The 13,364-nt window shown below is 28.6% G+C and carries 11 protein-coding genes; 10 read left to right on the top strand and 1 reads right to left on the bottom strand.

What is annotated here, in order from left to right; genetic code table 11:
• Window positions 1-208: 208 nt before the first annotated feature.
• The 4 genes from IC214_RS12390 to IC214_RS12375 all read left to right on the top strand — a co-directional run bounded on the left by IC214_RS12390 (window position 209) and on the right by IC214_RS12375 (window position 4,567).
• Window positions 209-2,128 (top strand): BglG family transcription antiterminator, encoded by a 1,920-nt coding sequence (locus IC214_RS12390; protein WP_227432735.1) that lies wholly within the window; start codon window positions 209-211, stop codon window positions 2,126-2,128.
• 12 nt (window positions 2,129-2,140) lie between these two features.
• Window positions 2,141-2,419: a PTS sugar transporter subunit IIB gene (locus IC214_RS12385; RefSeq protein ID WP_227432736.1), complete on the top strand. Its 279-nt coding sequence runs from the start codon at window positions 2,141-2,143 to the stop codon at window positions 2,417-2,419.
• Window positions 2,420-2,564: 145 nt separating this feature from the next.
• On the top strand, window positions 2,565-3,824 hold the full coding sequence (locus tag IC214_RS12380) for a PTS ascorbate transporter subunit IIC (RefSeq protein WP_227432737.1): 1,260 nt from the start codon (window positions 2,565-2,567) through the stop codon (window positions 3,822-3,824).
• A gap of 2 nt (window positions 3,825-3,826) precedes the next feature.
• Complete coding sequence (locus IC214_RS12375; RefSeq protein ID WP_227482775.1) at window positions 3,827-4,567, top strand: SIS domain-containing protein; 741 nt, start codon at window positions 3,827-3,829, stop codon at window positions 4,565-4,567.
• 227 nt (window positions 4,568-4,794) lie between these two features.
• On the opposite strand, the gene IC214_RS12370 is transcribed toward IC214_RS12375, so the two are convergent.
• Window positions 4,795-5,217 carry a DUF3284 domain-containing protein gene (locus tag IC214_RS12370; protein ID WP_227482774.1) on the bottom strand — a complete coding sequence of 141 codons (423 nt, stop codon included), beginning with the start codon at window positions 5,215-5,217 and terminating at the stop codon, window positions 4,795-4,797.
• Window positions 5,218-5,700: 483 nt separating this feature from the next.
• Here IC214_RS12370 and IC214_RS12365 point away from each other — a divergent pair, with 483 nt between their 5' ends.
• From IC214_RS12365 to IC214_RS12340, 6 genes are all read left to right on the top strand, one after another.
• The gene (locus IC214_RS12365; protein ID WP_227482773.1) at window positions 5,701-8,598 is read left to right on the top strand and encodes a sigma 54-interacting transcriptional regulator; all 2,898 of its coding nucleotides are present in this window, start codon (window positions 5,701-5,703) and stop codon (window positions 8,596-8,598) included.
• A 31-nt stretch (window positions 8,599-8,629) separates the two neighbouring features.
• On the top strand, window positions 8,630-9,076 hold the full coding sequence (locus IC214_RS12360) for a PTS sugar transporter subunit IIA (RefSeq protein WP_227862695.1): 447 nt from the start codon (window positions 8,630-8,632) through the stop codon (window positions 9,074-9,076).
• Between the two features lie 118 nt (window positions 9,077-9,194).
• Window positions 9,195-9,497 carry a PTS sugar transporter subunit IIB gene (locus IC214_RS12355; protein WP_227432742.1) on the top strand — a complete coding sequence of 101 codons (303 nt, stop codon included), beginning with the start codon at window positions 9,195-9,197 and terminating at the stop codon, window positions 9,495-9,497.
• Between the two features lie 188 nt (window positions 9,498-9,685).
• On the top strand, window positions 9,686-11,092 hold the full coding sequence (locus IC214_RS12350; protein WP_227432743.1) for a PTS galactitol transporter subunit IIC: 1,407 nt from the start codon (window positions 9,686-9,688) through the stop codon (window positions 11,090-11,092).
• Between the two features lie 350 nt (window positions 11,093-11,442).
• A complete protein-coding gene (locus IC214_RS12345) occupies window positions 11,443-12,501 on the top strand; it encodes a galactitol-1-phosphate 5-dehydrogenase (RefSeq protein ID WP_227432744.1) in 1,059 nt (352 codons plus the stop codon).
• 13 nt (window positions 12,502-12,514) lie between these two features.
• Window positions 12,515-13,336: a transketolase gene (locus IC214_RS12340; RefSeq protein ID WP_255606540.1), complete on the top strand. Its 822-nt coding sequence runs from the start codon at window positions 12,515-12,517 to the stop codon at window positions 13,334-13,336.
• Window positions 13,337-13,364 lie beyond the last annotated feature (28 nt).

Raw genomic sequence — 13,364 nt, 5'->3', positions numbered from 1 at the left:
CTTAGGGATTTTTTACTCAGTATAGATTGTTTTTTTGAAAAAATAATCTATGCCATTCCCATATTTTTTAAAAAATACTTTTTAGTATCATTTATCTTTTAGATTAGGGTTAAACTGTGCAAAATTATAGAATAAGGTAAAATCATGTGCAATTATTTGGTATGGCACTATGTATGTAAAATATAGATAATAAAATTAAGGAGGCAGTATGAAGGAAAGGGCTAAAAAAATATTAGATTTTATTATTAAAAATAACAATGTAACATCACAAGAGCTACAAGAAAAGTTTAATGTATCAAAAAGAACTGTTTATTACGATATCCTATCTATAAATGAAGAACTAGGAAAAAGAGGTAATATAAAAAATATAAAGCACAAATTTATATTTGAAGGTAACTTAGGTAATGTAAGAAAAATAATTTCAGCTGAAGAAGATAAATTTCTAGATAGTGAATATAGAAAAACTTTTATATTAAACAAGATATTACATGATGAAAAAATATCAATAGAAAAACTAACAAATGAAATGTTACTTTCAAAAAACACAGTAGTACAAACAATAACTGATATAAAAAAGCACCTTCAAACAATGGGACTAAAATTAGAGTACAAGGGAAAGTACAAAGTAATAGGTGATGAATATGTTATTAGAGAACTTTTCTTGCTACTTACACAAGAAAATGTATTAGAAATTAATTCTATAAGTAAGGAAGTAACTGACTTTGATACAAAGGGATGCATAAACCTTACAGATTACTCTTTATTAAATTTAACTAAGTTTACAAAGTTTCTAAATAAAAGAATAAGAGATGGGAAAACCTTGTATTCTTATAAATATCTAAATGAAGCTAAAAAAATTAGTTACTTTAATAATTGTAAAGAACTTTTGTGTGAAGAAGCTAATGAAAATGAACAAGCCTATGTATGTGCTTATGTAAGTTCACTTCCTAGTTTAAATAGTGAAGTTAAGGAAGATGTTGTTGAAGAATATGTAGATAAACTTATAGACAAGTTTGAAGTAAATACAGCAATAAAATTAGAAAGTAAACATGAGTTTAAAAAAAATATTTTAAGGCACTTGCATTCTTCTTACAACAGAATAAGATTTAAGTTTCCTATTAGCAACCCTATGCTAGACGAAACGAAGTATAAACATAAGTCACTTTATAAGATTATAAAGTCAATTATAGAAAATGAAGAAGAGTTTCCTGTATTTGAAGGTATAAGAGAAGAAGAAATAGGATTTATAGCAGCATATTTTGGAGGATACTTAAGAGGTTCTAGAGATAATGGTCTAAGAAAGAATAAAGTTTTACTAGTTTGTCCTAATGGTCTTATGGTATCAAAGAGTTTGGAAATACAGCTATACAAATACATACCAACTATAGAAATAGTAGGTATAGTATCTATTAAGCAACTAAAAGAAGTAAATATATACTATGATTACATAATTACAACCATAGACATACAAAATGTAAGTAATGTAATAGTTGTGAATCCTCTTTTAACAACATCAGACATTCAATTACTGATGAACAAACTCATAAGTGTAAAAGAAAATGAGAAGTATTTCAATCTTGAACTGATAATACAGGCGATAAGAAAAAATGGAGTTATTAATAACGAAGAATCACTAAAAGCTGACTTATTAAACATAATACATAAGATAGATGAAGGAGAGATGTATCAACCAATGTTAAAGGAATTAATTAATGAAGATAGGGTCAATATAATAAAAAATGTTAAAGATTGGAAAGAAGCAATAAAAATAGCCTCAAAACCATTGTTAGAAGACAACTCTATAGAAGACTTGTATATAGAAAATATGATAAAGTCAGTTGAAAAGTATGGACCTTATATTGTTTTAGCTGATAGATTTGCTCTACCACATGCAAGTTCTAAAGAAGGGGTAAACAAACTTGCCATGTCTTTACTTATAGTAAAAGATGAGGTTGATTTATTAGGAAAGCCAGTGAATATATTTATGGTACTAGCTGCTATAGATAACACTACTCACATCAGAGCATTAGCATCACTTTCAGAAATGATGTATGAAGAAGAAAATATAAATTTAATAATTAATGGAGACAAAACCTCAATACTAGAACTTATAAATAAACAAAATTAGGAGGAATTTAAAATGAAAATATTAGCAGTATGTGGATTTGGTGTAGGTTCATCAATGGTATTAAAAATGACGATACAAAAGGTTTTAAAGCAGTTAAGTATAGAAGGTGAAGTAGAAAATACAGATATAAACTCAGCTAGAGGAGCTGATTGTGACTGTATATTTACAAGCCAAGAATTATTAAATGAATTAAAAGGAACTTGTAATGTACCAGTATATCCAGTTAAGAAGTATATGGACTTAGCAGAAGTTACAGAAGTTGTTCAAACCTTTTTAAATGATAAGAAATAGTATAAATTTAAAAAAGTAAATTTAAAAGTAAATTTAAGTTAATCGACATAAAATAAAAGCTTACTGAAATTAAAAATAGTAAGCAAGAGAGGGGGATTTTAGTGGTAGAAAACTTAAATAGTTAACCTATCACTAAAAAAATATAATGCTTGATTTTATTTCAAATAATATTTTACGTAATCCGTCTATGCTAATTGGATTAATAGCAGCATTTGGTCTTATATTACAGAAAAAGAAAGCATCAGATGTTATAAAGGGGGCATTACTTGCAGCTTTTGGAATCATAATTATGGAAACTGGAACAGGTATGTTAGTCAGTTCGATAGCACCAATTAATGGAGCTTTCCAAAGTATAAGTGGTGGTGCGGTAACAGAAGGTTTAAGTGATGTTACTTTTACTGCAAGTTATGGAGGAGTTATAGGTTTAGCTATGTTTGTAGGTCTAGCTCTTCATTTAATGATAGCAAGATTTACACCTATTAAGACAATCTTCTTAACAGGTCACATGCTTTACTGGTTTCCGTTTATATTTGTAGCATCAGGAGTTGAAGCTGGATTAGGTGGTGGAGTATTAATAGCTTTTGCAGCAGTACTATCAGCACTTTACTGGTCAATAATGCCATGGTTATTAAGAAAGTATGTATTTGACGTTATTGGAGATGAATCTTTTACACTAGGGCATCCAGCAGGTTGTTTAGCACTTGTATCAGGGTTTGTCGCTAAGTTAGTAGGAAATAAAGAAAAGTCTACAGAAGATATAAACATACCTCAAAGTTTATCATTCTTTAGAGAAATATCTATAAGTGGTGGAATGGCAGTATTTTTAATGTTTATAGTTGTTGGAATAGTAATACCAGGGGCATTTAAGGATGCTAATGAGTTTATTGGAACATATGCAATAAAGCAAGGTCTTTCTTTTGGGGCAGGTCTTATAATCATGCTTCATGGGGTAAGAATGTTAATAAATCAAATAATGCCAGCATTCCAAGGCATATCAGAAAAAGTTGTACCAAACGCACTACCAGCTTTTGACTGTCCAATACTATTTAACTATAAGCCAAATGCTGTATTAATAGGATTTTTAGTTGCTATGTTAACATCTACAGCTATGATTTTAATATGTAACTATTTCAATATATTTAACATGTTAATTATACCACTTGTTATAACTTCATTCTTTGAGTGCGGAGCAGCAGCAGTAATAGGAGAATCGCAAGGTGGTATACGTGGAGCTATAATAGGTACAGCTGTAGCTGCAATACTTATGGTAGCTTTAGTAGGAATATCTGCTGTAATTTACTCAGGAACTATTAAAAACTGGATACTAATATTTGGTGGTAACGACCTTTCATTATTTGGTATAATCAGTAAGTTTATAGGTTCATTATTTGGAGGAGTATTATAAGTATGAAATTTAAATACATAGATGAGATAAAAAGATTAATTGACATAATAGAAAATGAAGAAAAAGTCAATATGGAAAAAGCAGTACAAATCCTTGTTGAGGCAATAGAAAACAAAAGTGCTATATTTTCCTTTGGGGCTTCACATGCAGGAATACTAACAGAAGAATTATTCTACAGGGCAGGTGGATGTGTTCTTATAAATCCAGTATTTGCAAAGTCTCTAATGCTAGATACAGCACCGATAACTCACACTAGTAAGATGGAAAGGCTAGAAGGATATGGTGCAGCTCTAGCTGATAAGACTCCAATTAAAGAAGGAGATGTAGTTATAGTTCACTCAGTATCTGGTAGAAATCCAGTAAGTATAGAGTTTGCTATAGAAGCTAAAAAAAAGATGGCAACAGTAATATGTATAACTAATTTAAGTTATTCAAAGAGCGTATCTTCAAGACATTCTTCAAGAAAAAATCTTTATGAGGTGTGTGATTTAGTAATAGATAATCATGGTCAAAAGGGAGATGCCTGTGTAGACATAGATGGACTAAATCAAAAAGTTAGTCCAACGTCTACTGTAATTGCAACCACTGTTATGAATTCTATTATAGCTCAAGTTACTCAAGAGTTAGTTAATAGAGGGTTAAAGAATCCACCAATTTTTTATAGTGCAAATATAGACGGTGGAGATGAGTTAAATAAGAAGATTTTTGATGAGTATAAAGATGTAATCTACTATGAGTATTAAGGCGAATAAAGTATTTCAATAAGATTCAAAAGGTCTTAACAATGTAAATAAGTAGTATCTAAAAAAGCTGTAGGTAAAATCTACAGCTTTTATTATTAGGTAATCGCATAGAATAAAGATAATTAAAAGTACTCCTTATTTATCTTATATTATAAATTATTTAACTATTTAATTTCTATAATAAATATATTTAATTGTTTTTAAGTACAATAGTATTTAATTTATATTTATGAATTAATCTTTTTATTTGCTAGTTCTAGTTCTAATTTTTTTATAAAATTATTAAATTCATCTGGTTGTCTTTTTCCAAATAAGATTCTTACAATAAGTGAATTAATTTTTCCAAATATATTTCTATCACTTTCACTTTCAGTGAAAATAAGTTTTGTATTTTCTAAATCAATATGTATAAGTTCATATCTAGTAATAAAACTTTCTCTGTTATTGCTTGTTTTTATCTCATATATTCTATTCTTCTCAAAATTAGTTATTTCAACCTTAAATCTTTTATTATTTTTTTGTTGTACAAATGTACCTACCGCCCTCTTCTCGCTAAAATTAGGGAAATTTAGTCTTGCAGATTTTATAAATATATTAAATATATCTTTTGCAGAGTATTTCAATAAAGCTTCAGATTTAAATGTTTTCATATTATTTTCCTCTCTGTGTGTAATTTTAATACTTGTAAATTATTTTTATAAATAAAATAGTATAATATGTCATATAAAGTCATACCTCAGTTAGAGATATGATTAAATTACTGTGTATATGAGCATTTAATAAAATACTATTATATCGAATTAAAATTTAAAAACAGAAAGTGTTAAAAGCATAAGGGTTCATAAATTCTTTGTTGAGTAGATATATAATATTATATCTAATTAAATAAACTTTTCAATCCTAATTTTATAACTAATTTATATGATAATCTATATTATGAATTATAATATCAGCAATCAAAAACAGTTAATACATTTAGTAAATTACTAAATGTACAAAAAGCAAATGTTTATCAAAATGTATGAATGCTTATGAAAAAGTAGTCATTTACAAGCGTTGCAAAGAAAAAAAGTATTGAAATAAGTATGGCACGATAGTTGCTTATATATTTATCAAGAAAGGAGTTATCAAGCATGGAGTTGAGAGATAAACTTGTAAACATCATAAATACAGAAAATAAAAAAGACCCACTAACAGATGTTCAAATAGCAAAGTTTTTAAATACAACTAGAGAAAATATAACTAATCTAAGGAAAGAACTCAATATAAGTAATTCGAGACAAAGAAGATATCCTTATTTAAAGTCAGCGATTTCAGCAATATTGCAAAATAGCAAGGATATTTCTATTTCAGAAATTACCAGAGAGTTGATGACAGAAGGATTCAATATATCAAGAAGAGTTGTAGAGGAAATTTTACCTAAAGAAAGTTTAGAAATGGAAATCGTAGAGGTAATTGAAGAAAAATCAAGCGACCCGTTTGAAACTTTGATTGGAAATAAGGGAAGTCTTAGAAATGCTGTAGAACAAGCAAAGTCTGCTATATTGTATCCTCCAAAAGGTCTTCCAACTTTAATTGTAGGAGAGAGTGGAGTTGGTAAGAGTTTATTTTCTAAACATATGTATGAGTTTGCAAAGAAAAAAAAGGTAATAAAAGAAAATTCTAATTTTGTTGTATTTAACTGTGCTGATTACAGTGATAATCCACAATTATTGTTATCTTTATTATTTGGATATAAAAAAGGTGCATTTACAGGAGCTGAATATGATACCCCAGGTCTTGTAGAAGAAGCTGATGGAGGAGTTTTATTTTTAGATGAAATTCATAGATTACCTCCAAAAGGTCAAGAAATACTATTTTCTATTTTAGACAGAGGCAAATTTAGAAGATTAGGTGAAACTAATGCTGAAAGAAAGGTAAGCATGATACTGATTGGAGCAACTACTGAAAACGTAGAGACTAATTTATTGTTGACATTTAGAAGAAGAATACCAATGCTAATAACATTACCATCATTACATGATAGACTGTTAAAAGAAAAAATAGACCTTATATACAATATCTTTCAACAAGAGTGTAACAGAATAAATGCAAAAATATTTGTAGATAAAAATGTGATTGAAATACTTGCATTAAAAAAATTTAGTGGAAATATAGGGCAATTACAAAATATGATTCAGGTTCTTTGTGCAAGAGCTTTTATGAAGTTTATAAATTCTAAAGATGAAGATTGTGAATCAATAGTAGTAGTAGATATAAATGAAGTTTTAAAGCTTAAGGATTCTTTCAAAGATGCTGCTTTTCAAGAGGTTGAATACACAGAAATAAGAAAGTATTTAAAAAATGCTATATTTATACCATTTAATGTAGAGGAATCCTCAATAAAAGAAAATATTGTGAATGATGAGTACATATTACCAGAGGATATATATAAAACAATTGAAAAGAAATATTATGATTTAAAGTCTCTAGATATTGAAGATATTGACATAGAAAACATTTTATGGACTTTTGTTTTAAATAGATTTGCTGACATAAAGTTTAATCTAGAAAACGATGAAGAAATCTTCTCAATGAGTGATTTAAATAGCTTTGTAAGTGATAGTCTAGTAAAACTGGTAAAAGAGCTAATGAATAATATAATTGAAAAAAATACTAATTTAGAAGTAAATAAAAATGCATTTAAATATCTAGCAATACATTTAGAAGAAGCAATAAAAAGGATTAAACTAAATCAAAAGATAATAAATGTAAACTTAGAAAAAATAAAAATAGATTTTTCAAAAGAATATGAAATAGCAAAACGCTTTGCAATAAAAATTGAAGATACAAATGAAATTAAGATTCCAGAAGATGAGATTGGATTTATAACACTTTATATAAAATCAGCCTTAAAGAATGAAGTAAAAAAAGATAAAGTTGGATTGATAATAATCTCTCATGGTCGTATAGCTACAGAAACTGTAAATGTTGTTAAAGAGCTTTTGGGAGTAAAATTTCCTGTGGCCATAGACATGCCTTTAGATGAAAAACCAATGAATATATATAACAAGGCGGTGGAGTTGTCAAAAATAATAGACCAAGGGAAAGGAATATTATTTCTAGTTGATATTGGGTCACTTACAAATATAGGACAAATAGTAAATAAGAGAACTAACATAAATACTAAAACTATTGATAGAGTAGATCTTTTAATGGCATTAGAAGCAGCTAGGAAAGTTTCTATGGGAGATGAAGAACTTGATGAAATGTTTTTTTCTCTTGTAAAAGATAGGATGGGATATAATTATGAACTGGAAAAGCATATAGATAAAACCAATGCAATTGTAGCCCTATGTCTTACTGGAGAGGGAACCGCTAAGTACATAAGCAAAACATTAGAAGAAAAGTACAACAATACTAAATGTTATCAAATGAGTGCTTTGGATGAGAATCTTCCCTATAAAATTGAAAAATTAAGAGAAAAAAATAATATATTAGCCATTGTTGGTACAATAAATCCCAAAATACCAGGCATAAATTTTATTCCATATAATAAAGATGTTTTTAAAAACCTAGATATCTATCTTTCAAAAAAGCAAGATGATAGTCAAATTAAAGGATATGGAAGAATGCTTGATGAGGATTTAGTAATATTTGAGCCAGATATATATTTTAAAAAGGATTTACTAGAATATGTATGTTCAATTCTTATCAATAAAGGATATGTGGAAAAAGATTATTTGGATTCAGTTCTACATAGAGAAGAAATGCTTCCAACCTATTCTAAAGGGGCTACAGGTGTACCTCATGGAGATTCTTCTACAGTAAATAGTACAAGATTTGTTTTTATTAAATTAAAAAACCCTATTGACTGGGGTGTAGGCAATGTGAATTTTGTATTTATGCCAGTTTTTAAGACTAATGATAAAGATATTGTTAAGAATGTTCTTGAAATTTTAAAAGATGAAAAGTTTATGAATAGTGCTAAACAGTGTTTTGATAAAGAAGATTTTAAGAAGATTATATTTGATAAATTTAAAAATATATAGATATAGCAACAATTTGAGAGGAGTTAGAGTAATGAATGTAGATTTAATATCATTAGACTTAGAAGCTAATGATTATGAAAGTATTATCAGAGAATTAGGAAATAAAATGTATCAAAAAAAATATGTAAAAAATACATATATAAATGCCGTTTTGAAAAGAGAAAAAACATTACCTACAGGGCTTAATATTGGAGAAATGTGTGTTGCGATTCCACATACAGACTCACAACATGTAAATGAATCTAATGTAGCTGTAGGAATATTGAAAAATTCAGTGAAATTTAATTCAATGATAGACCCAACAGATAAATTAGATGTGGAGCTTGTATTTTTACTAGCAGTAAAGAATCCAGACTCTCAAGTAAAATTATTAAAAGATTTAATGTCAGTTTTTCAGAATATAAAGCTGTTGAGAGATATAAAAAATGCATCAACAAAAGAAGAAGTAGCTGAATTATTAAATTTTATAGAAATATAATGAAAAGATGTTTTAGAAGTAAATAATAGAAAATTAGAAACTTAAAAGCAGTATTAACTTTTGAGCAATTTAATTTATATAAAATAAAACTTAAATATAATATTAGGAGGAAATTATTATGAAACAATTTAATGTATTATCAGTATGTGGTTCAGGAACAGTTACATCATCAATGGTGGCAGGTAAATTAAAAGAAGTATTAGGAGATAAGGGTATATCTATTACAACAACAGAGGCTAGACCAACAGAAGCATTAAATTTGGCACAATCAGGAAGATTTGATTTTATAACATTTACAAGCCCACTTCAATCAGGTGATTACGGAATACCAACTATAAATGCATTTGCTTGTCTTACTGGTATAGGAGAAGATGCATTCTTTGAAGAAGTTTTAAAGGTTATTGATAGTTTAAATAAATAGTGTTTATAGTATTTAAATTAATAATTTAGATACTATAATAAACTATTATTCAAATAACTACTATCAAAATAAATTTAATTAAAGTGGCATCATTTAAGAATTTATTAGAATAAAAATGACAACAAAAAGATATTTATTTAGACATATTTAATTAATTTGATAAATGTTTAGAAATAGGAGGGTAAAAGATGTTAACATTTATGAAATCTATAATCGATACATTTGGTTCTGCAATTATAGTTCCAATTATAATATTCATAATAGCAAAAATATTTAAAGTGACTACTAAGAAATCGTTTCTTTCAGCTGTATATGCAGGTGTTGCTTTGCAAGGTTTTACGTTAATATTAAATTCATTTACACCAATAATAACACCAGTAATTAATAGAATGGTAGATAGTACAGGAGTAAATTTACCTGTGTTTGATGTTGGTTGGCAAGCTACATCATTAGTTGCATTTTCAACAAGTGCAGGTATGATATACTTAGGTCTTGGAATATTATTGCAAACTATTTTATTTTTAGTAAAGTGGACAGATGTATTCCAACCATCAGATTTATGGAATAATTATTCTTATATGGTTTGGGGAGCAATGGTAATAGGAGTGACAGGCAATTTCCCTTTAGGTATAGGGTGTATGGTCTTGTTAAACTTATACAGTTTATTAATATCAGAATTAGTTGCAAAGAGATGGTCTAGTTATTATAGATATCCTAATTGTACAATAATAGCTATGCACAATGTTGAAGCTTCTGTCTTTGCAGTATTTGCAGACCCTATATATAACAAACTTGGACTAAATAAAATAAAGTTAAACCCTAAAGAATTAGAAAAGAAATTAGGATTTTTAGGTGAGCCGATTACTCTAGGTCTTTTCTTGGGTATGTTTATTGGTATACTAGGTAATATGACTAGAATAACTACTATGGAAGCTTGGGGAGAAATAATGAAAGTTGGTATATCTACAAGTGCTGTTATGGCAATATTCCCAAAAGTAGCAAGTATGTTTGCTCAAGCATTTGCACCTATAACAGAAGCTGCTAGAAAGATTATGCAAAAAGCTGGAAATCGCGAGTGGTATATAGCAGTAAATGATGCTGTGGGATATGGTGAACCTGCAACTTTAATATCAGGTCTTATCTTAATTCCAATAATGCTTGTAGTAGCTATGATACTTCCAGGGAATCAGGTATTACCAGTTGTAGACTTACTTGCAATTCCATATATGGTACAAGGTTTAGTTGCAGTACATAATGGTAATATACCAAAAGTAATAGTTTCAGGTATAATATGGTTTGGATTAGGATTATATATATGTACATCTACAGCTCCATTATTTACAGATATGGCTACAAGTGTAGGTGTTGCTATACCAGCTGGAGCTATGCTTATAACAAGTTTCAATATACTAGGAAAACCTTTGATGGGATTAGTGTTCTTTGCATTCTTAAGTGCAAATCCAATTTATATAGGATTAGCAGTTGTAATTTATTTTGTCTTATGGGCATTATTTAGAAAGAATAAAACAAGTATACTTGAATATTTAGAAAAACAAGCACTTAAAAATGTTGCAGAAGAACCTGTAGTAGCATAGCTTAAGTTTATTAAATATAAGAATACAATGAATCAAGAAATCTATAATTGATTTTATAGGAGTATCAGAGATTATCTGAAAATCTATAAATGAAATGTAGATTTCTTTTTATTTTGATAAATATTAGGATTCTGTTTTATTGTGCTCAACTATTAATTTTATGAATTTTATTTTGTTATTTAAAACATATTTTTTTATATTTATACAATAATGTAATTTGATTTTATAAAATGTATTATACACTGTCAAAATGCTTTGTATGTAAGGTATTTGTAGATATGAATTATTTGTTTTTTGTATGGCATAAATATTGCTATATATAAGTGTATAGCATGAAGGGAGAGGTTTATATGGCAAATAAGATGAGAGCATCAGTACTATACGATATAGGTGATGTTAGATATGAAATGGTTGATATACCAGAAATAACAGATGGAGAAGTACTTGTAAATGTTAAATATGTTGGAATATGTGGCTCGGATTTACCTAGGTCTATGGTTAGTGGATTGAGTGGAGGTACAGCATATCCATTAATCTTAGGACATGAGTTTTCTGGTGAAGTTGCTAAAGTAGGGTCAAAAGTAAAGAGTATTAAAGTAGGAGATAGAGTAGCTGTTGCCCCATTAGTTCCTTGTGGAGAATGTGGTTATTGTAAAGAGGGGAATTTCGGATTATGTAATGACTACAATATAATTGGGACAAGAGTAAATGGAGCTTTAGCAGAGTATGTGAAAGTTCCTGAAGAGCATGTTTTAAAATTACCAGATACATTAGATTATGAAACTGCTGCTGGAATTGAACCAGCAACTATAGCATATCATGGGATTGCAAAAGCAGATATTAAGGTAGGAGATAGTGTAGTTGTACTAGGGTGTGGTCCAATAGGTCAGTTTGCTTTACAATGGGCAAAGGTTTTTGGAGCATCTAAAATTATAGCTGTTGATATTTTCAATGAAAAGCTAGAACTTTCTAAAGGTCTAGGAGCGAACTATACAGTAAATTCAAAAGAAGTAGATGCAATTGAAGAAATAAAAAAAATAACTAATGGTGGTGCTGATATTGTCATAGAGACTGCTGGTAGTAGGTTTACTCAAGAGCAATCTCTACTTATAGCAAAAAAAAGAGGAACTATAGTATTTGTAGGTATTTCGCATACAGAATTACCACTTAGTGCAAAAGCTACGGAGAGCATATTACGTGGAGAACTTACTTTGAAAGGTTCTTGGAATTCATATACAAGTCCTTATCCTGGAAGAGCATGGACCGCAACATTAGATTTTATGGGAAAAGGAGATATTATTTTTACACCAATGATTTCACATAAAATAGGTCTTAATGAGGTAGGAGAATTTCTGCGTAAAATGGCAAACAGAGAAATAAATTTTAATAAAATCCTAGTAGAAATATAAAAATTTAAGAGGTATAAAAATGAATAAAAAACTAAAACAAATAGCTAAAAACATAAGAATAAGTATTATAAAAAGTATAACAGAAGCTAAGTCTGGACACCCAGGAGGTTCGCTGTCAATAGTAGATATATTAACTGTATTGTATTTTGAAAAAATGAATATAGACCCTATAAAATTTAATGATGAAGATAGAGATAGATTTGTATTATCAAAAGGGCATTCTGCACCAGCATTATATGCAACTTTGGCAGAAAGAGGTTATTTTGAAAAAAAGGATTTAATAAGTTTAAGAAAATTTACTTCTAAGTTACAAGGACATCCAGACATGAAAAAGGTAGCAGGAGTAGATATGTCTACTGGTTCTCTTGGACAAGGTTTATCTGCTGCAAATGGTATGGCATTAGCTGGTAAATTAGATAATAAAAGCTATAAAGTATACACTATTTTAGGAGATGGCGAGATTCAAGAAGGACAAATATGGGAAGCTGCAATGACAGCATCACATTATAAATTAGATAATTTAATTGCATTTGTTGACTTAAATGGATTGCAAATAGATGGTTCTAATGAAGAAGTAATGAATGTTAGTCCAGTAGATGGCAAATTTAAATCTTTTGGATGGAATGTAATACTAATAAATGGACATTGTTTTGATGAAATAGGAAATGCAATAGATGAAGCTAAAAAAGTTACAGGAAAACCAACAGTAATAATAGCTAAGACTGTAAAAGGTAAAGGTGTTTCATTTATGGAAAATAATGCTGCATGGCATGGAACAGCTCCAAATGCAGAACAAGCAGAACAAGCATTGAAAGATTTAGAAGGAGGTCTATAGGAATGGGAATAGCAACTAGAGAAGCTTA

The sequence above is a fragment of the Clostridioides sp. ES-S-0190-01 genome (assembly GCF_020658275.1).
Classification (GTDB): domain Bacteria; phylum Bacillota; class Clostridia; order Peptostreptococcales; family Peptostreptococcaceae; genus Clostridioides.
The sequence above is the reverse complement of the archived record's forward strand: the minus strand, read 5'-3'. Positions and strand labels throughout refer to the sequence as shown.